Consider the following 24484-nt stretch of genomic DNA (forward strand, 5'->3'; position numbering starts at 1 on the left):
CCTGTCCACCTACCTCTACACCGACGCCAACCCCATCAACCTCACCGACCCCGACGGCCGGGAGACACGCACACCTGTAGTCGCAGGCCCTGCGCGCCGGACGCCAATCGCCGCTGGCCCTGAACAGCGGGAGCCTATTGCCGTCGGCCCAGTGGCGGGGTCGAACAAGCCGCGGGCCGAGACGGTTTTCAGCGCGGATATTGATTTCCGGCAGCGGGCTCAGGCGGTCGTAGACTTCGCCAAGACGCACAATGGAAGAGCTCTTTACCGCAAGGAGGCATGGCGGAACGATGGCCGGGGCGGCACAGCCAAGCTGCCTTCCATGACACCAGGAGGACAGCCCATTGTTTACCATTCCTACGACATTTTCCCGACCAGAGGCGACGTTCGCCGAGGTGAATACCGGGTGTTGATGGGGAGTGACGGCTCCGCCCGGATCACTACCGGCCATTACGCGCCAGGGAGCTTCCAATTCATCGGTCCAGCACCTGCAGGAACTCCGGTAGAGGCGGAAATCAAGCCTCGTACCCAAACTAACCGGACGGGTCCCGGGGGAGGTCACGCAATGAACGTCGGCCTCATCCTCTGGACCGTTATCGAAGGTGCCTACGACCGTCAGCAGCAAAGAAGGCGAGAGAACTTCGGACAGGATCTGAGGAACTGGGCAGCTGACATGGATGCTCGCGCAGCAGGCACCTTCTATCCGCCACCGCACACCCCGATGAGCCTGACCAACCCCGGCTCGGTACCAATCGTCGAAATCGGTGGTGGCACTCTCTGATCTCACCGAGTAAATCGCCGGCTGGGTGGGAATCCCCGCCCAGCCGGCCGCTGGCTCTACTGGCGCGTCGATAAGCTGGTACTGTGGCTGACGGATACGATGGGACCTAGAAGACCTGTCTCAACCAACCCGCGTGATGGCCAATCCCGGTCCACATCGACACCCCGCGGATCTTGCGACAGTCACGGACTTCCTGGCACGCCGGGGCGACTCATCCCCTGTTGCCGCGGCGAAGCAATTGCGTCCGCAGGAGCGAGGGCAGACCGAGAAGGCGATCATCTTGGCGGTGCCCGAGGCGCGCGACGCCGGTCTGGCGGACTTCCTCTTCTGGAGATCGCTGACCATAGCGCTCGCAGTGGCGTTCATCGTCACCGTGCCAGTCAACGCATGGCTGATCTCCCGAGGCCGCGGCCACGCTCTCAGCGGAACCCGCGACGCCCATGCGGCCGCCGGTGCAAACAGCAACAGCACTCGCTGAGTTACCTCACTTAGCGGGACGTCGACCATGGCCGTGGCCCGCCAGGCCAGAGCCGCCAAGTGGACCTCGTGATCGGTGCCAGGGTAGTCGCGTGACCTACCAGTGGGCGGGTTTGGTGGCGGGGCCGTTCGGTCGGGCGAAAATGGCGGGCGGTGACTATTTCGTGGGCGACGTCGAGCTTGCGGTTGCTGTCTTGGGAGTAGCGCCTCAGCACGTCGAACGCGCGATCGGGCTCTAGTTCGTAGCGTTCCATCAACAGACCCAGCGCCTGCCCGATCACCCGGTTGATGTCAATGGCGACCTGGAGCGTCTCGGCTTCTCGCTGGGCGTGCGCGGCCTCAGCCTCGGCGTGTTGGCGGGCTTGCTCTTCCAGGGCGACCACTCGCTGCGCTGACAGGCGCAGTTCCAGCTCATCCATCACGACATCAGCCAGGTCGCCGAGTGTGGCGATCTGATCGATAGTTGCCCAGCGGGGTTCGGTGTCAATGACGCACAGGGTGCCGAGATTGTGTCCGTCGTGAGTAGCCAGCGGGATACCCAGGCCAGAACCGCAGAGCCAGCGAACCAGTCATCAACGTGTTGACAAGGGTGCGCGGTCCACGGCGGCATCAGAGATCTCCCACGGCTCGCCTTGTAGAATGGCCGAGGCACACAGACCTCGTTCGCGGTCAATCTCGCTGGACTCCAGGCCGTGGCGGGACTTGTGCCAGATCCGGTCACTGTCGACCTGACTGACGATCGAGATCGGGACGTGGAGATACCGGGCAGCCAGGGCATTGATCCGGTCGAAGGCGTCATCGGGCGGGGTATCGAGCACGTCATAGCGGCGAAGCGCGGCAAAGCTGCCGGTCTTCGTCGCGCGGAATCAGGTTGTCCATCGTCACTACTCTGGGGTCCTTCGTCTCACACAACCTGACCAGCTGCCGCTGCCTGAGGGATTCCGGCTGCACAACCCTTGGGGCACGTCCACAGCTAGTCAGCGCTGCTGACCTTCTCATGTCGCTGTTGCTGGGTGGCCGTTGTGACGGGTCGGCCGGATCAGGTGGTCAGATGCACGCAAGGTTGACCGGCTCTCCTGTCGGAAACTGCTCGGCCACCTCGGCCACCTCGGCCACCTCGGCCACCTCGGCCACCTCGGCCACCTCGGCCACCTCGGCCACCTCGGCCACCTCGGCCGTCTGGGGTGTCGGGCCGAACAGCAGCCGCGGGGACAGCGGTCGCACGCTCCGATGCTGCTGGCCTCCAGGCCGGCCGCAGCACTGACACCTGGCCCAGGTGGACGTGGATCGCCTCCGACTTGGGCAACATGGCGGGGATCGAGTGCTCGACCGGACGTGTGCAGCCAGTGCGGCGTACATCTCGCCGGCGATGGTCGCGCCATGGCCGAGGTCGCGTTTTCGGCGTGCTAGGCCAGCTCGCCGTACAGCCGGGCGACATGGGAGGTATCCGCTCTGGCGTTCGTACGGGGTCGTCCGACTTGTATCTCGCTCACTCCCGCCGGTGAGGCAGCAGGCCGTTTCCGTACTCCGCCGGCGGACTCGAAGTCCGGGCCGTTGCTCCTGTGTGACCAGGGTTTAGTAGAACATGCCTCTGACGCGTTCGGCCTCTACTGTGACCGACGCACCGGGTGGTTCCCGCAGGCCCTGATGCCAGTGGGCCAACGACCCAGTCCACGAGGGGGCACCCCACCGACAATAGCGCGACGCGCGCACTCGCGCTCAACACGAGAGGCAGGTGAGAAGTACATGACGAAACGCACACCACCACCGACCAAGGCCATACCGAGGATGGGAACTGAGCCCCCCGACGCCACCCCGACCACCGTTACAGCCACGGGCCTGGAAACCGAGACCGGGCTGAACCGGGAGGTCCGCCCAGGTAGTGGTGCGGTTGAGACCGACCCGTACGCGGGATGGAAGCACTACCGGCCAGACGACCCCGTCATCTTGAGAATCGTGGAGAAGTGGAAGCCATTGGCTGACGACGTGCTAGCCCAGATCGCCCGCATTCTGCGCATGTAAACAAAGCTGTCAGCCGAACCCCATTTAGTGTCCGGCTGACGGCGGCATTTACGGGCCAATCCATCACGATCAGGCCCTGATCGATCTTTCGAGTGGCGAGCCCGAAGAATGCGAGACTCGCCACGCCCGGCGGCTGGGGAGGTGGCGAATCGCCGTCATCCCCAGCCGAGAACACGCTTGTTAGGGGCCGCGATCGATTGGAGGTTCGGTGTCGCTGGGGCTCGACGGCGCCACGATCAGGTGTCTTGTGCGGGCAGGGGTGAGGAGGTTGCCGACGGCAAGCATGGGTGTGCTGGTCGCTTCCATGATCGGTTTGGCCACGGCAAAGACGCGCTGAGCCAGTTGCTGGACCTTCTGTTCGACGTCTCGCGGGTCTATCGATCTGATCCAGTCGGGGATGAGGTCGAAGGCTGGCTCGCGGAGGATGCCGTGCGGTTTGACGATCAGGTACTCCACCGACATAGCCTCGATTTCGAGCAGTTCCTGACTCTCGATCTTGTTGGCGGCGCCCTCTAGGTAAGAGCTGTGCATTACGAGATGGGCGACCTCGTGAGCCAGCATCGAGACGGCCTCGGCATCGTTGAAGTCCTCGCTGACAATGACGACGCTTTCGTCGTAGTCGATAACGCTGGCAAGGTCCGGTGGCGAGAGCCGCTCTCTTGCTGCGTGGAAGCCCAGGCCTTGGGCGATGGACGAAAGCCTGCTCCAGAGGCCGTCAGGAACCGGACCTGCACGGCGACCGTCCAGGGTGACCGGCAGCGGCTGGCCGAAGGTCTGGGATACATCCCAGTACTCGATGACCTTGAGCGCTGAGCGGTCGTCGTGCTGCTCGCTGGAGCTGGCCTGCGTATTCGACAGGAGTTGGATGGCCTTCTCATCCACGTCAATGTGCCTGCCCAGTTCATGCCACTCGCCGGCGCTAGCAATGCGTGTCGCGTCAGGGCGTTGGGTCGCGATCAGCACCAGGTTCTCAAATTCTTGCTTCGGGAAGGCGACTGCGGCATCGAGCCAACCACGCCACTGGTCGCCTGAGTTCAGGCTGCGCAACTGCTCGCGGACTTGCTGCTTGAGCGCTTCGGCGCGTGCAACTCCGTCATCGGTCGGCATCGCCACGCTCCATCTGTTGCCGCGCAACGTCAGAGTGGGTGCGGTTCCGGCGGTTGTTCGAGGGCGGCGCCGGTGAGGGCCTCTCGACAGTTCGAGCGGCGCGATAGCCGATCGAACACCTCTGACCATCTGTCCTGGGCGTCACTGGCCGAGCAATCGATCTGGAATCTCTGGTGGGCGCGGGGCTTTCGCTCTGCCCGCGCTTCTCTGGGGTCTCCATGAGCACTCAACGGCTAGAACGAATGCGGCCTAACAAGGGGATAGCGACCCTGTCTGACGCGCCGGCTCGATCGCCTCACTGAATCGGTTGACGGCCACCTAACCTAGGGACGTCTAGGGACGCCTTGTGTTAATCTCGCGAGGACGACTAGGGACTTCTTGGAAGTTCAGGGCGGGAGATCGGGTGAACGAGACGCTCCGGCGCGCACTGGTCGAAGCGCGATTCACTGAGCGCGACCTGGCGGCTCGGCTCGGGGTGAATCCACGGACTGTGCGGCGGTGGCTGGAAGGGCGCCTCCCCTACCCACGGCGGCGCGGCGAAGTGGCGAGCCTGCTCGGCCTCGACGAGGGCACTATTTGGCCAGAGGTTGAGGGGTCGACAGCTTCGACGTCAAAGCCCGCCGGCGTAGTGGCGATCTATCCATATCGGAGTGGAGTTCCCGAAGACGCGTGGGCCTCGTTCCTCGGCCGAGCGCAGTACGAAGTCAACATCCTCGCTTACAGTGCGGGCTTCCTTGTCCAGCAGCAAGAAGTGCTGGACGTCCTGAGGGAGCGGAGCGTTTCGGGAGTCAGAGTGATGATCGCGCTGGCTGATGGCGAACGGACAGACCGCGACGGCATTGCCGCGGCCGAAGGCAAAGATGCGCCTGTCGCGGCAAACATTGGAGCTTCGGTCGAGCGCCTCAAGCCGATGGTCAGGGATGGCCACGCCGAGCTGCGCCTTCACAGCACCGTACTTCCACACTCTCTCTATCGAGCCGATGACCACGTGCTCGTCAATCAGCACGTCTACGGGTTTCCGGCCGCTCGCTCACCGGTCTATCACGTTCAGAAAGCAGGCAACGGAGAGCTGTTCGACACCTACATGTCTGGCTTTCGCCGCATCTGGGACGGTGCAGTCCCGTTCTCCGAATGACCTCCAACCCATCGTGAAGACGTCCTGAGATGTCTGCAGGAGTCCTGTGCCGTCCTGACGTGAACGTCGTAGCGTCAGGTATGTGATCAAAGCGAACGATGCTCGCCACATCGCCCGCAGCCTGCTGAAATCGGAGCTGCCGCGACGCTGGGCACACACAAAGCGAGTAGCGCGAAATGCGCGCTCACTGGCTCAGATCCTCGGGGACGACGCTGAAGTCGTCGAGACCGCGGCCTGGCTACACGACATCGGCTACGCCTCAAGCGTCGCGTCGACGGCATTCCATCCAGTTGATGGTGCGCGGTACCTACGCGATGCCCTGGGTGCTTCGCCCTTGGTCTGCCAACTCGTGGCTCATCACACCGGCGCCAGTGTGGAAGCGGAAGAGCGAGGAATGGCTGCGGTCGTGGAGGAGTTCCCGACCCCGCCGATGAATCTCTTGGATGCGGTTACGTACTGCGATCTGACCGCCAGCGTCGACGGGGCCAAGACCACGGTGGACTCTAGGCTGGCGGAGATCTTCATTCGGTACTCACCGGATCATGTGGTCCATCAGTCGATTACCCGTTCAGCGCCGACGTTGCTGAGATCTGTCTACCGCGTCGAGGCGCGGCTGGCTGCAAGCTCAGTCAAAGTACGGGTTGGAGGGTCGCTCGAGATAGTGGTCAATCCGTCGCCGCATTGACCGATCCATCGGTAGGTCAGCCAGTCTGGAGGTAGCGATCCAGGACACGTCGGTGCTCTCGTCGCTGGGAGTTGGATGACCATCCCGCTGGCGACCCGTGAGCAAGATCGAGAACTCTTGCCTGGCCTCGCCGTTGCTCGTGTAGAAGATGATGTGTTTTGGGTCGGTGTAGATGCCGACCACACCGGTGATCTCGCAGACGATCCCGGTCTCTTCCAGCGTTTCGCGGACACCAGCCTGGGACATCGATTCGCCGAGGTCGATGGCGCCGCCGGGCACGGCCCAGTTGCCGTTATCGGAGCGGCGGATCATCAAGATCTCGCTGGCCTCGTTCTCTACGACCACGTTGACGGACGGCACCATGCTGTTCGCAGGCGGCGCTGTTGGGTCGTCGTAGTAGTCGATCCGTTTCGGCATCAGTCCTCCGGTATCGGTTCGGCGTCGTCCCACACGCGCTCGAAGCTGTCCAGATAGATGCTGGCGAACTCCCCGCCGGCAAGTTTCCGCAGATGCCACACTGGAGCCTGCGACGCGCCGACGCCATAGACATGGGTGTTGATCATGATCTGGTCGTCAGCGCGATAGAGCGAGTTGTAGAGGACCGTGCGGTGCGCACGAAACTCGATGCCGTCGACGTTACGCAACGGCTGATACAAGACGAGCGCATTGCGGATCTTGGCCGCAAGAGCGTCACCGAGCCCCTCTTGTTCGCCTCGCTCCGCGATGTATCGATGGTTCTGATCGCCGAGCAGGATCCGGACGCGACTACCCGCCTCCGCCTTCTTGCGGAAGACCTTCAGTAGCCCAGCATCTTCCGCAAGAAACAGACCCGCGTACACGAGAACGCCGATCTCCTCATTGGCGCTCTCAAAGAGGCGCCGCCAGACGTCCCGAGGAACCTCTGAACGATGGGGATAGACCGCGACCAGTTCGCTTTCCGACGCCGCAATGACCTGATCGCGGGCGAGTGCGTCGGGCCACAGGTAGCCCTCGTCGACACCCAGCTTGCTCGACAACGCATACCTGTGACGCCGGTATGGCATCCGGCCATTGACCCAACGCTCGACCGTCTTGACGTCGACTCCGAGGTCGGCTGCGAGCCTGATGGCCGTCAGCCCGTTCTCGAGAATCGCAGCGCGTAGTCGCTCGTTGGCCATGGACATAACCTATGACATCTTGGGACGTCTTCCGTTGAACCGGGACGTCCAGAAGACATTCGGCCACGTCATTTCCGCGTCCCGCCTCCGTCGTGCACTCTCTGGGGAAACTGGGGAAGGACATGCCATGACGAGGCGAGCCAGATACCGCTTCGGGATCAAGATAGACACGGAGGAGGTCGGTGCGGCGCCCGTGCTTCATGTAGGCGGGTGCGATGTGCCCTGAGACTGACCGCAGGCCCAACCTGAGGCTTCGCCGAGCGCGAGGTGACCTGTCACAGGCGCGCCTGGCGGAGTTGGTGAATGCCGAGATTCTCCGCGCGACCGGTCGCCTTGGTGCTATCGGCCCGAAGTCGATCTCCGACTGGGAGCGAGGTTGGTACACGTGGCCGGATGCGCAGGCCCGGGCCGCCTTGTGCGCTGTTCTCGGTGCGCCGGACCCTGAGGCGCTCGGCTTCGAGAACCGGAGGCTCAAGCGCTCGGTCGACCCGCCACCTGGAATCGACCCGGAGCTCTGTCTGGACATGGTGAGTCTTGCCCGAGGTTCCGCGACGCTGGTCGACGATCCTTCGCTGTGTGTCGCGGTGCCTGCCGGCCGAAAGTTCCCGGGTGCCGGGCTTGCTGCTGCGCTGGTACCTCAGGATGCTCGCGATGGGATTCAGTCATCGCGTCACGCATTGGCGAGGCTGGCCCGCGCCGATCGCCGGACGGCGGTGCTGGCTCACAATCCCGGGGGAGGCGTGCTCGTCGCCGACGGTCGCGAGTATGCCGCGACGTCTGTTCGGGAGTCGGCGCCGCCGCCGATTCCCGATGCCTACCGCCTAGACGACCTCACCATCGGCATCATCTGGGCCGTCAGTAACACCGACGCGGCCGTCCTCGCTGATGACGCCGCGTTGGACTCGTACCAGCGATCGCTAGCTCATTACTCCGAGACGTCGACATCATCTGCAACGCTCAGCGAGGCTCCGATGCTCGGCGACCTCTCCAGGCACTGGCTTGGTTCGTACTTCTGTGCGGGTCACATCACGCGACATCTGGCCCGCCTTACGGGCGAGCCCTTGTTCTGGACTCGTGAACAGCGTGGTGAAGAAGCGGCTTCATGGCTCCTGTGGGCCCACAAACTCGAGTACCTCCGCAATACCGCCAGTAGGTACGCCGATGCGCGGCGCGCCTTCTGCATCCCGGAGCACGAAGTCCGCAGTTCGCCTAAGTACGAGCGGATCCTGCTACTTCTCGCACTAGCCTTGATGGAGGCCTTCAACATCGAAACGCAGGTCACCGCTGACGCTCACTTCGGCGAGATCGAGGGCTTCGTTCTCGCCGATGACGTGATCGTCGCAAACTGGCTCCGCGCTCCGAGCATCTGGTACGTCGACGCCGGCGCACCGCCTTCTCGGTGGGCCACCTACCGCGAGATCGCTGATCACACGGCGGCCGACTCGATCATCGAGCACCCCACCCCGGTCGGCCGCCTACAAGCGATGGCTGCCTACCTGGAGATTCCATGGGGGTGGCTCGTGGCGCGCTGCTGTGAGGTGGCCTCGGCTGGAGTAGATGGTCTCGCACGTCCCCGTAGCCGGCTTCTCTCCACCGAGGGCCTCACCAGGGCACTTCACTTCACCGCTCAACTCGGTGGACGCGAACCAGGCAAGAATCTTTGATGCCGACGTTAATGAAAGTCGAGGACGCTGGTGATCGTTGAAGGAGTAGGTCATTCGGGCGTCGAGGGTTCGCCGAAGGTAAGTAGAGGGACGTCGTAGAGGTTGGGCTGACGGACCCGTGTCATGGCTGGTCCGACGACCTCGACGACGTACATCTCAGTGAGGAATTGAATCTTCGCGCCGAGTAGATGACTGGTGTGCGCGGTGGCAGATTGTGCCTTTAACCCGACTGACACATGAATGTGGGGAAGAACTGTGTCAGTGGCCTCGTCGTAGGCAAGGGTTCCGCCACCGATCGCTTCAATGTTCTTGAGGTGAACCTGAGACCAGACGGGGGCGTTCGGGTCTTCGAGCCTCTCGCAGGTGCCGACTAGTTGAGCGTCACGCATTCCGGCTATGAACATCGGGATGTAGCCTTGCCGGACGTTGTGTTCGCGGCAGAAGTCGGCAAGCGCCGTGTAGAAGTCGTCGCCATGGTCGAAGTGGACGCAAAACGTCCTGCCGATGGTCGTCTCGGTAGCGCGCAAAATTTCAACCTTTCTGGGCTGAGTAGTTGTGGCAAAGCTAGCTCAACAACCTCTCGGATCGCCATCGCAACCTGCGGCCGAATGACTCCTCTCCGCGCCGCGACTGCCTTCCGGAGGGAAATCAAGGACCTGATCCAGGACTCCTGAATTGGCATATCCAGGTTCTTTCTCCACCCAACCAGCGGTCGGATTGATCAACGGGTGGGAGAACTTGTGACAAGAGTTTGATTGCAGCACTTCCACCTCCTGGCAGAAATCGGCAGCTGTAGAGGTGGAGAGAGCGATGAATAGGTGGGGAGAACACGCGGCCGGATTGCGTTCAGCGTTGTCCGACAGCGACCGGCCGCAAAGTGACCTCGGGCAGTTGATCCGGTCCGCGGCCGCGGGGGAATGGCTGGGTACTGCGGCGAATGAACTCGCGGAGGCCATCGAGCACCACGTGGTCCGGCCCCTGCCGAGCCGGTTGCGATCCGGGCTCGGTCGCGATGAAGCCGAGCAACTGGCTCGTGTCCTGGCGTGGGCGGCGTCGCGCGAACTGGCTGCGAAGCCCCCGAGCCGCGGAGTGAGCTGGGGATACCTGGCGAACCTGGTCCGTTGGCGAGTCGCGGACGCCGTACGCGCGGAGGCCCTGCGGCGCCACCGTCACACCGTGGTCGCGGTCCTGCCCGAACGTTCGGGCACCCCATTGGTGGAGCCGTTGGGAGACAACCTCGACCGGATCGCCCAAGAACTTTGCCGTGAGGGCCTGCCTCTTGCCTCGGCCCGTCGGCTGTTGCTGGTGGCCACGGACGGACCGCGGTTCGAGCGGGCCGCGATCGCCGCGCGGCTGACCGGATGTGGAGTTGATCGCAGTCAAGCCGATGGGATGGCTTGGCTCCTCCGTGGAGGCGCGATCCACCGGTCGGCGCTATATCGACTCGCCATGGGGGAGCCGCCTGCGGTGGTATTCGCCGACGCGGTCGTACGCCGTTGGGTTAAGGCCGCTGCGGGCCGCGATCCCGGGTTCCGGGCGGGCCGTACGGGCAAGGCCGTTGCCCGGACGGCTCCCGGCAACCTGTCCCCCTCCCTGCAACGGACGGCCTAACCATGGCGGAGGATGCGAGCGAGCGTCTGATCGAGGCGAACGAGGAAGCACTTCGTTTCTACCTAGCGGTGTTTCGTACATCGGCGTGGTCGCAGGACTACCTGGCAGAGAGGCGCTTGGACCGCCTGACCCAGACCGGCCAGGAGTGGCACATCGGGTACGCGCCCGACTCGTGGTCCGCGCTGATCGACCACCTCCGCCACCATCGGTTCACTGATGAGGACATTCTGGCTGCGGGGCTGGCGGTACCGACCCAACGCGGATACCTGATCGACCGCTTCAGGGACAGGCTGATGTTCCCGATTCGGGATCTGGGCGCGCGGACGTTGGGCTTCGTAGGACGAGCGCATACGGCTCTGCCGAAGTACGTGAACACCAGAGCCACCACGGTCTTCCGGAAGAGTGAACTGCTCTACGGACTCTCCGAGCAGCGGGATGCCCTGCAGGCTGGCGCTATCCCGGTCTTTGTCGAAGGGCCTAGCGACGTACTGGCCATCGGGTCGCTCGTGCACGACGGGCCACAACGCTGGGCCGGCCTCGGACTTTGCGGTACGACGCTCACGCCGCGGCACCTTGATGCCGTGCGGGAAGTGTCCTCGTCGGAGATGGCTATGACCGCGTTCGATGGGGATGTCGGTGGGCGGGCGGCGAACAGGCGGGCCTTTCCGCTCCTACTCTCGCGGTTTGCAGAGGTGCGGGCGACCGAGACGCCGCGAGGCCAGGATCCGTCGTCGTTATATGCGGCGGAGCGAGGCGACGAAGTGCTGACCGGAGTACTCAACTGGTGTCGCCCGCTGGCCAGTCTCCTGATCGATGACGAACTCAGGCGGTGGGCGAAGGTCCTGGATCACATCAGCGGCAAGATCAATGCCGTACGGGCGGTGGCACCCATCGTGGCTGGGCTGCCGAGAGGTCAAATCGCCTACGAGGTGGCGAGACTGACCAGGACCTTGTCCCTCGATCACGACCTCGTGACCCTGGAGCTTGCCGAGGCGGTCTCAGCGACAGTGTCCAGGGACCACTCTCGTCGGCAGGGCGGGTCGGCCACTGGCGCGGTGCCGCCTTGCGATCCGCCGCTGATTTAGCCGCCGCTCGGTTAAGTGCAAGCCGACGGCACGCCAGCCGTTGATGCGGCATGACCAAATCACGAGGCCAGATGAACTGGCTGCTCAGGTACTACCGGTTCCAAGCTCGAGTCACACTTCGGATGCTCGCCGCGACGCGGATTCTGCACCCTCAGGTGTGTGCGTCGCTGCTGCGCCGGTTGGAGGGTCGCCGGTGAAGCACGGTTCCCGCTCCAGCCTAGTCGTCCCGATTGTCACGGGCGTCGTAGTCGCCCTGCTCCTGATCGCCATCGTCGTCGCGAGTATCAGGAAGGCCTCGCAGCAACCGTCCGACGGTCCACGGCCGACACCTAGCGGCACCGTCACCCCCGAAGAGCGCCGGCTCGGCGGTGGGCGAATCACCCCCGGACATCCGCCGCCCGAGGCCTGGATCGTGCCCGATACCGCTGATCCCCGGCGCGCGGCGGAGGCCTTCGCCCGGGCGATCTGGACCTACGACACCACCCTGCACACCTGGGCGGAGTGGCGGGAGGCCGTGAGCGCTTTTGCTGCGCCGTTGGCTCCACCCGCATCGGGAGAGGTCGCTCGCAGCATGTTGCCGCTGTGGCCGCAGTGGGAGGAGACCGTTCGCCGTGGTGGCCGCGCAAGGGTGAGGTCGGTGCGAGCTGTGGTCACGCCGGAGCTTGCTGCGCTTCGGCGCGATCAGCGGGCACCGCTGGGCTGGAACGGATTCTGGGTTACTGGAGATGTCGTGACCGCCGCTGAGGGGCGCGAATACCCAGCTAGGCGGGAGGCGACTGTCTCGGTGGTCTGCGTGCCGAAGTGCGGCTTCTGGTCAGCATCGGCGGAGCGCCCGGGATGATTCGCGTCCTGGCGATCTCGCTCGTCGGCCTCGGCCTGGTCGGGGCGCTGTTATCGCCCGTTGCGATTGCGACGCTGCCGTCATCGGTGTGCGCTGATGTGAAGCTGAGCGGGCCGCTGGACGCCGAGCAGCGCAGCAACGCGGCCGTGATCGTCGGGGTGGCGACGCGGCGGGGGATGGGCGAGGCCGGCGCGGTCATCGGAGTGATGACCGCGTTGACCGAGTCCTCACTTCGCAACCTCGAGTACGGCGACGCGGCCGGTCCCGACTCGCGCGGCCTGTTCCAGCAGCGCGACGGCTTGGGTCCACTCGCCACAAGGATGAGCCCTGCCGGCGCGGCAGGGCTCTTCTTCGATGCCCTCACGACGGTCGCCGGTTGGCAGGCCATGCCTCCGTGGCAGGCGGCCCAGGCCGTCCAACGCTCAGCCTTCAGCGACGGCTCGAACTACCGCCGCAACCACGACCTGGCTCGCGGCATCGTCTCAACGACGGACCTAACTGCTGGCGGCTGCTCGGACAGGTGGCTACCTACGTCCGACCGTGCCTTGCCTGGCGCGGATCAGGCAATCGCGCGAGCACGGGCGCTCGTGGGCTCCCGTGGCTACTACCAACTCTGTGCCCGCCTGGCCGCCAACATCTGGGGCCGCCCGCGCTCCGGCTACTACTCCGCCGCCACCCAATGGCAACACATGCAAGCCATCGGCCAAGCCCACCCCGGCGACCGAAACCCACCCGCCGGCGCCCTCCTCTTCTGGGACACCGGCGGCCCCTACGGCCACGTCGCCGTCTACATCGGCAAGGGCCACATCGTCTCCAACGACATCCACGACCAACACCCCGGCCAAGGCGGCGTTTACCTCGCCGAACTGGAGACTATTGAGGGCACGTGGGCCGCCACCTATCAAGGATGGTCACCGCCGATCTATCGCAACTGAATGCTGTTGTCGGCAATTAAGCATCCTCTTCGTTCGCTATCCCTCCGAGCAAGATATGGCTACTGCGAGATCCCCCATCGCTGAGCTGCAACAGACTGGGGTGGTCCATAGCGACAGCTCTCAGCGCCTGCAACGCCAACTGCATGGCGCGGATGGCCTGCGCATGCTCCTCTGGCTTGAGGCCGCTGGAGCCGTGCACGACTTGACTTCGAAGTTCATACAGATCGCTCAGCTCTCTCCTCAAGGCCTTCCGGCTTGCGACGTCAGTACCGAGGAGCCACGCCATCGATCCACAAACTCGCAATCCGGTCTCCAGCTTGGATCCGAAAAGGTTCTCCCACACCATCACTGAATCGATGAGAATGTCTTCGGACATGTTTCTCTCGCCAAGTGCGAGGAGCGCTCGCCGAACCGCTATTTCCACCTTCTTCATTGGCAGGGAGAGAACCTTGTGGCCGTGAGTTCTCCAACCGTCGACCTGGTCGACGGACAGCCGACGGGGGACGAGCTTGGAGTTCCGGTGCGCCTCCCGCCAGCTCATTTTGGGGCTAGTTTCGAACGGGTGGAAGGTCGCCTGCCAGCTCACGACTACCAAAAGTGGGCTTTCAGCGGTCGCTAGGGCTAGTGCAAGGCGTAGCAGCTCAACCTTCTCATCGAGTTTCATTTGCATTGCCCGCAGGTCCATTGGCCATTCGTCTTTGAATGACTGGCGGTGAATCTTGAAGTCCATCGTGGTCTCGAGGACAACATCGCCTGCGTAGTCAATCTGGATTGAGTCGCCCTCTGGCGTTTCGCCAGAGAGCTTGCCACCGATGCCTAGGTGGCTAGTGAGCCAACCATCTCGCTCGTCGACGCTCCGTAAGAGGGAATCGGTGAAATCGACGACAATTGATGTATCTGGTAGCTGCACGCCGGTGAGTCCAACCCGAACAGGCACCTTCACCGTCTTGCCCAGCGCAATCTTGCGGAAATCGCGGAGAACGCCGACGAGTCTCTCCGCGGTTGCCTCTTCAGACGGATATTCGGTATCCAGCCGCGCGAGGCACCAAGCAGCATTGATGAGCTTTTCGCTCAAGCCCCATAGTTGAATTGTGCCGCCGGTGCCAGGGCTCATGTATGGGCCTGAGTGCCCGGAGTGTTCGCTCACATCAGGGAAGAGTCTATTCAGATCGTCATCCTGTAGAACTGCAGCTTCGAATTCTCTATTTGATGGATTGGTGAATATGGAAGCGGCGAGCTGAGCGCCCATCATGGGATGCCCGCCGGGCAAGAGGAGTAGCGCGTAACAGTCGCGTAGTAGACGCAATAGATGCAGTGCCAGTGAGTCAGCGGAGGTCACGGTTGCAAAATAGGCTCCGGCCATCGCTCGCAGGGTGACTGCCCACGACGAACCGTTCGCCATCGCCGGGCAGCCGAGCCGCGTGGCTACGGCGCTCATTTTTAGAATCTCGTGGTCGAATTCATTGCCGATCGGCAGGATGCTGTCCAGTGCGTCCAGCACTGCGAGTTGCTGCGGAAGCAATTCTTCGAACGTCAGCGAGGTCTTGCCCTGATGCTCATCGGCGGCCAGGAGGTAGGTCAGGCAACGCTGCCCTACGAGGTCGACCACTCGGCTCCACTTTTCCTCGGTCATGTCAGGCAATCTAGCCATACGATTGCGGCTGACGAAGACGTCGCCGGAACCGCTGGCAGCGGTCCCGGGCCTGTCCAGCGTTCCGAGGTAGTGATCCTGGCCAGCGCTGCGTGTCCTCGCTGTGAGGTCGATGGGTACCGGGCGGCCAGCCAGAGGTGATCAACCTCGCAGAGATCCGCTCGTTGGGGCGTTCGACTCGGCACTGATGTTGCGGGATGAGGACGTACCTGGAGCGCTAGACAGGGGCCTGCCTGCCTGCTTGCGAAGCCGCCCTACTCGATCTTCTTCGCGATTGTTTCCAACGCGGCAACCATTCGCTTTCGCTGAGAGTCTGGCGATTTCGAGGATTCTATATAGGTTCGTGCACTGAGAAGGTCGCAATCGAGCGGGAAGGTGTCGGAGTACTCAGAGCCGTCGTCGCCCTCATAGTCGAACCTTACGGTGATCTGAAGCGGCGTACCTTCTGAGTTGGCGAACTTCCCGCCTGCGCCAGGCTCGCCTACGTAGTAGAGGTTGTCCAGTTCCATGCCGGGCGTAAGGACCGGAATGGGTTTCGAATAACGACGCTTCAGTGGCGGTACGATGCTTGTCTTCGGATCGTCAGGATCAGGTATCTCCGGGTCGAAGGTCACTCTGATATTCCTGGCAATGCTAGGACCATAGTTCTTGATAACCAGCATCATCGAGCCTTGAACGTATGGCGGTTGGCGAAGCTCCGCGGCAACCATGGGCCGACTCCGAGCTTGGCTGTCGGTTCGGCTCCTCCGCAGCGTCCGCATCCCGCTGGTCGCGCCGATAACCGCTGCAGCGGCACCGGCGCCTCCGGCTGTGGCACCAACCCTGGCAGTTGTCCACCAGTGAAAGAAGTCAGCAATCCACGAGAGATCCATATGCACCTCCTGTCTATCGACGGCCGTATCGACGGCTGCGTTCGGAATCCTCTTTAGAACATACATTCGAGCGCCTCGCTACTTCAGGAGGGGGTCGGGGGGTGCGGTCCTGACGTGCGTTGGGTGAGCGAGACGCTGGTCGTGTCCCTCCGAGGTTGCTTGTAGTAGACCGCCGACCGCCTGACTCACCGCCGGGCGATGCGGGAAGCGCGGCGCTGTGGCAAGCCGGCGAGTCGCGAACCGTTGAGGGAGGGCCAGTCGAAAGGCTCTAGGAGGGCTGTCCACTATGTGCATCAGTACAAGGCTTGTCGGGTGCTCGTCGTACGTTCTGATCCAGGATCCGGGAGTCACGCCCAATAGCAATGGATTACCAGGGCTTTCCGCGCTGAAACAGATGGCGGGCGCGCTGGTGACGTTCAGCCTGGTGATCTGTGTTGGGGCCTTGGTGATCTCGGCTGCGGCTTGGGCGCTGGGGTCCTTCAGCGGCAACACGCATTACGCGGGGAAGGGCAAGATTGGCTGCCTGATCGCTGGTGGAGCGGCCATCGTGATTGGGTCCGCGAACGCGATCATCCGGTTCGCCAGCGGCATTCAGATCAACTGAGCCGGCTGGAGGCGGAGGCGATCATGGCGTGGAGCGACTGCATCTTGAACCCGGTCGGCTGCACGATCTCGAAGGTGGGCGATTCGGCTGCGGAAGCGGGCTGGAACAAGCTCACCGGATGGATGGCCCGCGGACTGTCCGACCTGTCCGCGACAGTGTTCGCGGCCTTCAGCACTAGCACCGCTCCGAGGTTCGATCAGGACTGGTGGACAGGAAACCTCGCACTGATGGTGGCGATTTCGCTGCCGGTGCTAGTGATTGTCGTCGTCCTGCAGTGCGTGTCGGCGGTGATTCGCCGAGAACCTGGCGGGTTGGGCCGCGCGCTGGTTGGCGCGTTGATTGGTACGGCTGGTGTGCCGCTGGCGGTTGGCGTTGTGTCGATGACCGGAAAGGCCGTCGACGAGATGTCGCTCGCGATCCTGCGCGATGACGTCACCGCGGACGGGGTTGGCCGGATGTTCGACCTCACGGTGCTACTGTCAGCCGGGTCTGGCGGTGGCTTCCTTCTGCTGGCGATCCTTCTGGGTCTGATCTCGTTGTTCGGCCTGTACTTCGTGATGCTGGTTCGTGAGGTGGCGTTGCTGGCGTTCGTCGTGTTCGCGCCGATTGCCCTTGTGAGCTGGACGTTAGCCGCCACCCGGCATTGGCTGCGCCGCTGGATGGAGATCGTCGGAGCGCTACTGTTCTGCAAAGTCGCTATGGCCGTCATCTTCACCCTCGGTGTCTCTGCAATCGGAGCCTCCGGGCAGGGCAATGCCTCCAATCTCGGCACCTTCCTTGGCGGAACCTTGCTGGTCGCCATGGCGGCCTTCGCACCTATGGCCACCCTGTCGTTTCTGCACTGGGCAGGCGATCAGGGCCACGCGGCGGTACAAGCACTTCAACTGGGCGCTTCGGGCACGGCAGCAGCGAAGGAGCAGGTCGACGCCGCACAGGATTGGAAGGCCGACCACTTCGGAGGTGCCGACGCCGACCACGACCTGATCGACCCAGATGGCGACACCGTGGACTACGACGGCGCTGATGCAGGTACGGCGGCCGACGGTGGAGACGCGGCAGGCCAGGACGACGATGTCACGACGCCCCCTGCAGCCGGGACCGCTGATACAGAGTACGGATCTCCGCCGCCTTCGAGTGGTGGCGATGGTGACGCCGGTAGCCCGATCGCGGTGGCGACCAGCAACGTCGTGGTCAACAGTGACGGCGACTCCGCCACCGTCCCGACGGACCACTCAGCGGATACGACCTCTGGTCGACCGGCCGGTGAGGATGACTGATGGCGGGCACTCTCAGCACACGGTTTCCGCGGCCCGATCGCAAGGCGCTGTTTCTAGGGCTGCGCCCGGCGCAGCTGGCGCTCCTTGTCTTCATGGTCCTGGCCGTCGCTGTCGCGGCCCTGAGCCAGTCGGGAGCCGCCGTACGGTTGTCCGTGTTCGCAGCAGGACTGGCAGCAGGCGTCGTCGCTGCCGTGCCGATGGAGGGAATGCCCGCGTACCGCTGGATCCTGCTCCGCGGCGCGCACCACCTGCGCAGGCACAGGCGCCAACAGTCTTTCCGCGCTCGACCTCTAGCACCTCGCGTACGCGGTTCCTTGCACCTGCCAGGGCAAGCGGGCTCGCTACGAGTCCTAGACACGAAGCACTCAATCGCAGTCATTCACGATCCGCATCGGCGCCGCATCACGGCGATCGCCAGGATCGAGAGCCCGGCACATCTGCTGCAGAACTCCGATCAGCAAGACCGCCGGGTTGTCGAGTACGGGCGCATGATCGCCTCCCTTTGTCACGGCGGGCGAGTCGCGCGGGCCCAGATCATCGAGCGGACCCTGCCCGACTCGGGCGACGGCCTGACCACCTGGGCCAATGAGAGGAACCTCGACCCGACGACCCCAACAGGCGCTGTGTACGCAGAGCTGCTGCAGCGGGCGGCTCCTGCGTCGGCGCGGCACGAAACGCTTTTCGGCTTGTCGTTGAGCCTCGACGCGATCAGCCGAGATGCCCGGAGGTACGGCGGTGGGCTGGCCGGCGCGGTCGCCGTGCTGGAGGCCGAAACTCGGGCGTTCCAGTTCTCGTTCTCGGCCGCCGGCGTGGGAGGGGTTTGGTTGACCGCTCCGCAGCTTGCGACGAGCCTCCGCTTGGCCTTTGACCCAGCGGCGGCCAAGGTGGTCGACCGGGCGTACGTGGAGCTGGACCTCGCTGCCGCCGGGCCTCTAGCCATTGACGCGGACTGGGACCACCTTCGTACCGACTCCTCGTTCCACCGCGTCTACGTGATCGCCGAGTGGCCGCGGGTCCGGGCTACGCCCAGCTTCCTCAGCCCCTTGCTGCTCAAGCCGGGAGTACGCCGTACCTTCTCGATCGTCCTGCAGCCGGTCCCTATCGGGCGAGCCTTGCGTGATGCCCGGCGCGATCGAGTCGAACGCCTCACGGACCGGGCCACCCGCGCACGGCTCGGGCAGCTCGAAACTGAGCAGGACAAGCAGATCGAAGCCGACGTCGCCCAGCGAGAAGCTGACCTCGCCGCGGGCCATGGCGATGTCCGATGGGTCGGACTACTCGTCGTGTCGGCTGATGACCTAGAGGCTCTGAACGACTCGTGCAACGAGCTGGAGAACGCCGCATCGCAGGCTCTCCTGGACATGCGGAAGCTCGTCGGTCAGCAGGCGGAGGCGTTCCTTGCGGCCTCGCTGCCGTTCGGTTCGGGGCTCGAGTGAACCGGCAGCGTGGAGTCGCGCTCTATCAGCCCAGCGACGCCGACCGGAAGACGAAGCGAAAGAACCGACGTGCGCTCACCGAAGGTGGCGACTACATCGAGCGACACCAGCCTGACGACGCGCTGGGCGACGAACCCGCACCCGGGCAGGCGGAGAAGCGGCAGCACTCGCTGCGCCGCAGACTGCGGTTGCGCGTCGACACCCACCGGGCGACAACCCGCATCCTGCGGGTGGCCTACCCGTTCCTAGCCGAAGGTGGATTAGGGGCCAACGGCACCTATATCGGATCGGATGTCTTCAGCGGCGGTTCGTTCGTCTACGACCCATGGGTCTTGTATCAGGCGAAGGTGCTCACCAACCCCAACATTCTGCTCGCAGGAGTGATCGGCACTGGCAAGTCCTCCACCGCGAAGGCCCTCATCACGAGGTCGATCGCGCTAGGACGCAAGGCATACGTGCCCTGCGATCCGAAGGGGGAGTGGACCGCAGTCGCTGAAGCGGTCGGCGGCGTGGCCATCCAGCTCGGGCCGGGTCTGCCGAATCGATTGAACCCACTCGACGCTGGCGTCCGACCTGCGAGTGTGGCCGAGGAGGAGTGGCGTCGGATCGTGTGGTCGCGACGACGGGCTCTGCTGGGAACGCTCGCGGAGTCGACTCTCGGCCGGCTGATGTCTTCTGTCGAGCACACGGCACTGGATGTGGCGCTCGGTACGGCCTCGCGCAATGACGCGTCACCCACTCTCCCCGATGTCGTCCATGCTCTCTTCCAGCCAGACGGGAACGACGTCGGTCTGGAAACTGACGTGCTGATCGCCGATGGGCGCCAAGTCGCTCACGCCATCCGCCGTCTGGTGCACGGCGACCTGGCCGGAATGTTCGACGGCCCGTCCACGACAACTTTCGACCCGAACGCTCCAATGATCACCCTCGATTCATCCAGGATCGGCTCGGCGGGCAACGATCACGCCCTTCGCGTCGCACTCGCTTGCGCATCCTCGTGGATGGAGGCGGTAGCGGCTGATCCGTCCGCCGGGCAGCGATTCATCGTGTACGACGAGGGCTGGCGCGTGATGCGCGATCCTGCGCTGCTTCGTCGGATGCAGGAGCAGTGGAAGTTGTCGCGCGCGTGGGGTATCTCGAACATCCTCATCGTGCATCGCCTGTCAGATCTGGCGGCGGTCGGCGACCTTGGGTCGGAGGCCCGGGCTCTAGCCGAGGGGCTTCTGGCGGACTGTTCGACTCGTGTGATGTTGCGGCAGGAGCCCGATCAGCTGGCGCGTACCGCCTCGTTGCTCGGACTGACCGATGTGGAGATCGCGACGATCGCGAAGCTGCCGAAAGGGCGTGCGCTGTGGCGCATGCCGTCGCGTTCCTTTGTCGTGCAGCTCGTACGTCACGCTCGTGAGGCCGACCTGTTCGACACCGACGGTCACATGTGACGCGTCTTTGAAGGAGGTAACGATGCACAATGGCGTACGGCCTACCGGCGGGAGCGATATGGCGATGGCCGTCGCACTCGCGGTCTTTGCCTGCGGCATCTTTTTGTACGTCGCTTCGGGCATCGCCGCCTTCGTAGCTGGAGGTCGCTGGGTCCAAGGGTCGCTCGGTGAAAGCCTGATGGTCCTCGTCAACTGGAAGGATCCGGCGCGAGCGTTTCAACCTGGATCCGGCGTGCCAGGTCCGCTGATGTTCTGGTCTGTCTGCGTGGCACTGATAGCGATTCCGGCCGCTGGGTGGTTCGGCTGTGCGCGCTTCGTGCAGCGTTGGAAGGCCTCCACGCGCAGACAGATCAGCCGTTTGGCTCGTAGGCCTGGATTGGCTTCGGCAGCGGAGGTGGAACACTCCGTTGGACGGCGCCAGGTCATCCGGCGGGGCAAAACCGCACGTCCGCAGGCGCGAGTCGGATCGCCAACAGAGGTCGGCGTACTACTTGGACGTTCGCATGGCCGCGAGTGCTGGGCATCCGTTGAGGACTCGCGGATCATCGTCGGGCCGCCGCGTTCAGGCAAGGGCCTGCATCAGGTGATCGCCGCGATCCTCGACGCGCCGGGCGCCGTCGTCACCACCTCCACTCGACCGGACAACCTGGCCGCAACGCTGTCCCTTCGCCAGGCCAGGGGACCGGTAGCGGTCTTCGACCCACAAGGCCTCGGTACTGCGAGGGGCCTGCGGTGGTCGCCCGTGCGCGGATGTGAGATCCCGGCGACTGCGATGGTGAGGGCGCGTGGTCTGGCCGAGGGTGCGGGCTTCTCCAAGGGCGGTGTCTCGGAGGGCGCATTCTGGCACGGTCAGACGGAGATGGCCCTCCGCGGACTGCTGCACGCGGCGGCGATTGACGGCGCCGGCGTACGACGGCTCTACCGCTGGGGACTCGAACCGGCCTCGGCGGACGAGGCGGTAGGGATCCTGAACCGCTCGGCGGATGCCGCTGACGGCTGGGGCGACACCCTGGACGGGATCCTCCGCATGGACGGCCGGACGCGTGATGCGATCTGGGCCGGGGTGCGGGGCGCGCTGGCGGCGCTCGCTGACCCGGCGGTGCGTGAAGCCTTCGATCCGCCGGACGGCGCTGGGTTCGAGCCGAAGTCGTTTCTAGAGGAGAGCGGAACGATCTACTTGCTCGGTACTGGCGTTGGCGCGAGCTCCACATCGTCGTTCATCGCAGCGCTGCTTGAGGACATCACTGAGGCCGCGAGGCAGCTTGCAGCGCGATCGCTTGGTGGCCGCCTTGAGCCGCCGCTGTCGCTCGTGCTCGACGAAATCGCCAACCTGTGCGCGGTGCCGTCGCTTCCATCGCTCATGGCAGACGGTGGCGGATCGGGCCTGTCGACGTTGGTCGTGATTCAGTCGCTCGCCCAGGCGCGGGAGCGGTGGGGCGAGCAGGCCGCCGCGGCTATGTGGGATGCGGCGACGTTGCGTCTGGTGCTCGGTGGGTCGGCTCAGCCGAAGGACCTGCAGGATTTAGCTGCCGTTTGTGGTGAGCGGGACGACGAGGTACGCAACTGGAACCGGGGGAGTGACGGCGCGAAGTCGGAGTCGACCAGCACCAGGCGCGTACCCGTCCTGCCGGCCGATGTCTTGCGAACGCTGCCGTTCGGCACCGGCGTCCTGCTGGCACGGACCGCGCCGCCCATCCTGCTATCGATGCAGCCCTGGACTGAGCGAGCCGACGCAGCGACGATTCGAGCCAGCATCGGCGCCGCTTCCGGCGTGCCGTATGCCCTGCGTGGCCCGAGTGAAGGTTCCGAATGACGACTGAGGATCGCTTCCTCGAGTCACTACGACAGGAACTGGACCGCGAGCAGCGCTCACTCGGCGAGCCGTACGTCGTCTGCTGGCGCGACCTGGATCCGGCGGTGGCCGCTGAGGAAGTCGAGCGGCTCGCGAGCTGGGTCGACTGGATCGTCCAGCGCTACCGGATCGACCACAAGTCGATCCCACCCTGCTGGGCCGAACACGGCGCCCTCGTAGAGGAACTCTCAGCCCTCCACATCCTCTGGACAGCCTGCTACCTCGAAGACGCCTCACCATCAGACGCGGTCGGCTTCCACCGCGAACTCGACTCAGCCCTCCGACGGCTCCGCGAATGGTCCTCCCGCCGCGGCTGCACCCGCACCGAACACCGCCCCGAGCCGAAGGATTGCTAAAGCTGCTCCGTCGCTGCGGTCACGGGCACCTCATGGGGGCGTGTGTCGCGAATTCTCGAGCCCTTGAATAGAAGACGCGCGGCCCGAGTCTCCATCTCGCGACTCGGGTCCACTAGCTGTCAGTAGGTGGTTAGCCCAGGAGCACGATCTCGCGCACGGCTTTCTCGCCGTTGGCGTCGGTTTCGATGACTGCGTGAGTGTTGCCCTTGGCTACTTCAGATTCCACGCACCTGAGCACAGCGATAGCTCTTCGGACCGTCTCCGGCACCGACGAGCCTCGCTGTGAAGCCAACTGCTTCAAGGCGGCCATTGTGTTGGTAGCCATGTTGATGTTTAGACGCGAGGTTGGAGCGCGGTCTCCTGGCTGTCTTTGTCGTCCTGATTCGAGTCCATGAGTCCGTTATCCCGACTCTCAGGTCTCAGTGGTGGGGCGGATCGTCGCGCTGACAGTCCAGCCTGTCTCGTGTTGGGTGAGTTGGCCTTGCAGTGATTCGAGACCGGGCTTGCCTGCGTCGTTCCAGTCTTTGATGAATTCGCGCAGCTTGATCAGGGCGGGTGAGTCTTCGCTGTTGGCGAGCAGTTGTCCTTCGGCGGTTAAGACGGCTGCGTTGCGTTCGCTGCTGAATCCGATTGAGGTGATCCAGTCGGGTCCGCCGGTGCCGTACGCGGTGGCGTTCGAGCGTTGGCCGTTGTCGCGGCCGACGCAGTAGGCACGGAAGTCACGGAAGCGGGTTGCCTGCTCGCGCTCATCGTCGGAGAAGACCACGGTCTGGGTGAAGTTCGGGTCCCGCAGCATGGCGAGCGTCTTGTGCGGGTCAGCGTCGGGTGTCATGTCGCGCCACCCGACGGAGATCCAGTGTCCATCGTCGGTGCTGGCGTCCACGTAGAACAGCGGCACGCCCTTGGTGATGTTCAGCTCTGGCCCCATATCTATGTAGACCGCTGGGCCGAGGATGGGACGCGAGGGTTCGCCTTGATCGTTGACCACGGCCACTACATGCCCGACGATCCGCGAGACCGGCGCGAGGTAGATCGGCGTGGAGATCCGACTACCAACGCGGGACTGCGCGACCCAGTTGGCGGGGATGTGCGTCGGTGTTGCCCAGGCGACGATGACGTCGTACGGGCCATGCTCGGCTGCACCTTCATGACCGTCACGTGTGATCAGGGTCAGGTTGGTGAGGCCCCGCTCGGCGTGCAGTTTCGCTGCGCGCTCAGTCAATTCGGGATCGATGTCAATCGAAACGACGTGCCCTTCAGGTCCGACCATTTCGGCGAGGAGCGCTCCGGTGTAGCCGGTGCCGGTGCCGACTTCCATCACGCGCATGCCGGGCTGGATGGCGGCCCGAGCGAGGTCGCGTTCGATCGCGGGTTGTGCCGTGCGCTGCCAGGCTGACCCGAGTTCGGGGTGGTCGGTGTAGTAGTCGCGGGGCACGACGTTGACGGCTTCGGCGATCAGGTCGGACACAGGGTTCCTCTCGATGGATACGATGGGGA

The 24484-nt window shown here is 64.2% G+C and carries 26 protein-coding genes; 16 read left to right on the top strand and 10 right to left on the bottom strand.

Going from position 1 to position 24484, the window contains the following annotated elements; all coding sequences use genetic code 11:
• A partial coding sequence (locus ACFFGN_RS25430; protein WP_380052216.1) for a hypothetical protein occupies positions 1-781 on the top strand: 781 nt, incomplete at its 5' end.
• Between the two features lie 136 nt (positions 782-917).
• On the top strand, positions 918-1259 hold the full coding sequence (locus tag ACFFGN_RS25435; RefSeq protein ID WP_380052312.1) for a DUF4396 domain-containing protein: 342 nt from the start codon (positions 918-920) through the stop codon (positions 1257-1259).
• 10 nt (positions 1260-1269) lie between these two features.
• On the opposite strand, the gene ACFFGN_RS25440 is transcribed toward ACFFGN_RS25435, so the two are convergent.
• From ACFFGN_RS25440 to ACFFGN_RS25450, 3 genes are all read right to left on the bottom strand, one after another.
• Complete coding sequence (locus ACFFGN_RS25440) at positions 1270-1677, bottom strand: ANTAR domain-containing protein (protein ID WP_380052219.1); 408 nt, start codon at positions 1675-1677, stop codon at positions 1270-1272.
• 153 nt (positions 1678-1830) lie between these two features.
• On the bottom strand, positions 1831-2076 hold the full coding sequence (locus tag ACFFGN_RS25445) for a hypothetical protein (RefSeq protein ID WP_380052222.1): 246 nt from the start codon (positions 2074-2076) through the stop codon (positions 1831-1833).
• A gap of 229 nt (positions 2077-2305) precedes the next feature.
• Positions 2306-2482: a hypothetical protein gene (locus tag ACFFGN_RS25450; RefSeq protein WP_380052225.1), complete on the bottom strand. Its 177-nt coding sequence runs from the start codon at positions 2480-2482 to the stop codon at positions 2306-2308.
• A 564-nt stretch (positions 2483-3046) separates the two neighbouring features.
• On the opposite strand from ACFFGN_RS25450, the gene ACFFGN_RS25455 reads away from it, so the two are divergent.
• On the top strand, positions 3047-3280 hold the full coding sequence (locus ACFFGN_RS25455; RefSeq protein WP_380052228.1) for a hypothetical protein: 234 nt from the start codon (positions 3047-3049) through the stop codon (positions 3278-3280).
• A 180-nt stretch (positions 3281-3460) separates the two neighbouring features.
• On the opposite strand, the gene ACFFGN_RS25460 is transcribed toward ACFFGN_RS25455, so the two are convergent.
• Positions 3461-4387, bottom strand: coding sequence for a M78 family metallopeptidase domain-containing protein (locus ACFFGN_RS25460; protein ID WP_380052231.1), 927 nt, complete (start codon positions 4385-4387; stop codon positions 3461-3463).
• 403 nt (positions 4388-4790) lie between these two features.
• Here ACFFGN_RS25460 and ACFFGN_RS25465 point away from each other — a divergent pair, with 403 nt between their 5' ends.
• Positions 4791-5522 carry a helix-turn-helix domain-containing protein gene (locus tag ACFFGN_RS25465; RefSeq protein WP_380052234.1) on the top strand — a complete coding sequence of 244 codons (732 nt, stop codon included), beginning with the start codon at positions 4791-4793 and terminating at the stop codon, positions 5520-5522.
• Positions 5523-5604: 82 nt separating this feature from the next.
• A complete protein-coding gene (locus ACFFGN_RS25470) occupies positions 5605-6207 on the top strand; it encodes an HD domain-containing protein (RefSeq protein WP_380052244.1) in 603 nt (200 codons plus the stop codon).
• On the opposite strand, the gene ACFFGN_RS25475 is transcribed toward ACFFGN_RS25470, so the two are convergent.
• Together ACFFGN_RS25475 and ACFFGN_RS25480 are read right to left on the bottom strand one after the other, a co-directional pair.
• Positions 6148-6624: an NUDIX domain-containing protein gene (locus tag ACFFGN_RS25475; protein ID WP_380052247.1), complete on the bottom strand. Its 477-nt coding sequence runs from the start codon at positions 6622-6624 to the stop codon at positions 6148-6150. The genes ACFFGN_RS25470 and ACFFGN_RS25475 overlap by 60 nt on opposite strands.
• On the bottom strand, positions 6624-7364 hold the full coding sequence (locus ACFFGN_RS25480) for a helix-turn-helix domain-containing protein (protein ID WP_380052250.1): 741 nt from the start codon (positions 7362-7364) through the stop codon (positions 6624-6626). The genes ACFFGN_RS25475 and ACFFGN_RS25480 overlap by 1 nt, the downstream gene beginning before the upstream one ends.
• Positions 7365-7663: 299 nt before the next feature.
• On the opposite strand from ACFFGN_RS25480, the gene ACFFGN_RS25485 reads away from it, so the two are divergent.
• Entirely contained in the window at positions 7664-9028 is a 1365-nt protein-coding gene (locus tag ACFFGN_RS25485; RefSeq protein WP_380052253.1) for a hypothetical protein, read from the top strand.
• 50 nt (positions 9029-9078) lie between these two features.
• On the opposite strand, the gene ACFFGN_RS25490 is transcribed toward ACFFGN_RS25485, so the two are convergent.
• Complete coding sequence (locus ACFFGN_RS25490; RefSeq protein ID WP_380052256.1) at positions 9079-9555, bottom strand: PPC domain-containing DNA-binding protein; 477 nt, start codon at positions 9553-9555, stop codon at positions 9079-9081.
• Positions 9556-9838: 283 nt separating this feature from the next.
• On the opposite strand from ACFFGN_RS25490, the gene ACFFGN_RS25495 reads away from it, so the two are divergent.
• The 4 genes from ACFFGN_RS25495 (at position 9839) to ACFFGN_RS25510 (ending at position 13500) form a co-directional block, all read left to right on the top strand.
• Positions 9839-10639, top strand: coding sequence for a hypothetical protein (locus ACFFGN_RS25495; protein ID WP_380052259.1), 801 nt, complete (start codon positions 9839-9841; stop codon positions 10637-10639).
• A gap of 2 nt (positions 10640-10641) precedes the next feature.
• A complete protein-coding gene (locus ACFFGN_RS25500) occupies positions 10642-11724 on the top strand; it encodes a toprim domain-containing protein (RefSeq protein ID WP_380052262.1) in 1083 nt (360 codons plus the stop codon).
• Positions 11725-11917: 193 nt separating this feature from the next.
• Positions 11918-12565 carry a hypothetical protein gene (locus ACFFGN_RS25505; RefSeq protein WP_380052265.1) on the top strand — a complete coding sequence of 216 codons (648 nt, stop codon included), beginning with the start codon at positions 11918-11920 and terminating at the stop codon, positions 12563-12565.
• Positions 12562-13500 (top strand): CHAP domain-containing protein, encoded by a 939-nt coding sequence (locus ACFFGN_RS25510; protein ID WP_380052268.1) that lies wholly within the window; start codon positions 12562-12564, stop codon positions 13498-13500. Before ACFFGN_RS25505 ends, ACFFGN_RS25510 begins: the two co-directional genes overlap by 4 nt.
• Positions 13501-13516: 16 nt before the next feature.
• Here the strand turns inward: ACFFGN_RS25510 and ACFFGN_RS25515 are convergent, their stop codons facing one another.
• Positions 13517-15133, bottom strand: coding sequence for a hypothetical protein (locus tag ACFFGN_RS25515; RefSeq protein WP_380052271.1), 1617 nt, complete (start codon positions 15131-15133; stop codon positions 13517-13519).
• Positions 15134-15405: 272 nt separating this feature from the next.
• The gene (locus ACFFGN_RS25520) at positions 15406-16089 is read right to left on the bottom strand and encodes a DUF8453 domain-containing protein (protein ID WP_380052274.1); all 684 of its coding nucleotides are present in this window, start codon (positions 16087-16089) and stop codon (positions 15406-15408) included.
• Between the two features lie 220 nt (positions 16090-16309).
• On the opposite strand from ACFFGN_RS25520, the gene ACFFGN_RS25525 reads away from it, so the two are divergent.
• The 6 genes from ACFFGN_RS25525 to ACFFGN_RS25550 all read left to right on the top strand — a co-directional run bounded on the left by ACFFGN_RS25525 (position 16310) and on the right by ACFFGN_RS25550 (position 22987).
• Positions 16310-16627: a DUF6112 family protein gene (locus tag ACFFGN_RS25525; RefSeq protein WP_380052276.1), complete on the top strand. Its 318-nt coding sequence runs from the start codon at positions 16310-16312 to the stop codon at positions 16625-16627.
• Between the two features lie 23 nt (positions 16628-16650).
• The gene (locus ACFFGN_RS25530) at positions 16651-17904 is read left to right on the top strand and encodes a TrbL/VirB6 family protein (protein WP_380052279.1); all 1254 of its coding nucleotides are present in this window, start codon (positions 16651-16653) and stop codon (positions 17902-17904) included.
• Positions 17904-19340: an SCO6880 family protein gene (locus ACFFGN_RS25535; protein ID WP_380052282.1), complete on the top strand. Its 1437-nt coding sequence runs from the start codon at positions 17904-17906 to the stop codon at positions 19338-19340. The genes ACFFGN_RS25530 and ACFFGN_RS25535 overlap by 1 nt, the downstream gene beginning before the upstream one ends.
• Positions 19337-20779 (top strand): putative type IV secretion/conjugal transfer ATPase, encoded by a 1443-nt coding sequence (locus ACFFGN_RS25540; protein WP_380052284.1) that lies wholly within the window; start codon positions 19337-19339, stop codon positions 20777-20779. The genes ACFFGN_RS25535 and ACFFGN_RS25540 overlap by 4 nt, the downstream gene beginning before the upstream one ends.
• Before the next feature lie 394 nt (positions 20780-21173).
• The gene (locus tag ACFFGN_RS25545; protein WP_380052286.1) at positions 21174-22592 is read left to right on the top strand and encodes a type IV secretory system conjugative DNA transfer family protein; all 1419 of its coding nucleotides are present in this window, start codon (positions 21174-21176) and stop codon (positions 22590-22592) included.
• Positions 22589-22987, top strand: coding sequence for a hypothetical protein (locus ACFFGN_RS25550; protein WP_380052288.1), 399 nt, complete (start codon positions 22589-22591; stop codon positions 22985-22987). Before ACFFGN_RS25545 ends, ACFFGN_RS25550 begins: the two co-directional genes overlap by 4 nt.
• Before the next feature lie 412 nt (positions 22988-23399).
• Here the strand turns inward: ACFFGN_RS25550 and ACFFGN_RS25555 are convergent, their stop codons facing one another.
• Complete coding sequence (locus ACFFGN_RS25555) at positions 23400-24455, bottom strand: protein-L-isoaspartate O-methyltransferase family protein (RefSeq protein ID WP_380052290.1); 1056 nt, start codon at positions 24453-24455, stop codon at positions 23400-23402.
• Positions 24456-24484 lie beyond the last annotated feature (29 nt).

The sequence above is a fragment of the Kribbella deserti genome, from assembly GCF_042434725.1.
Lineage (GTDB): Bacteria > Actinomycetota > Actinomycetes > Propionibacteriales > Kribbellaceae > Kribbella > Kribbella deserti.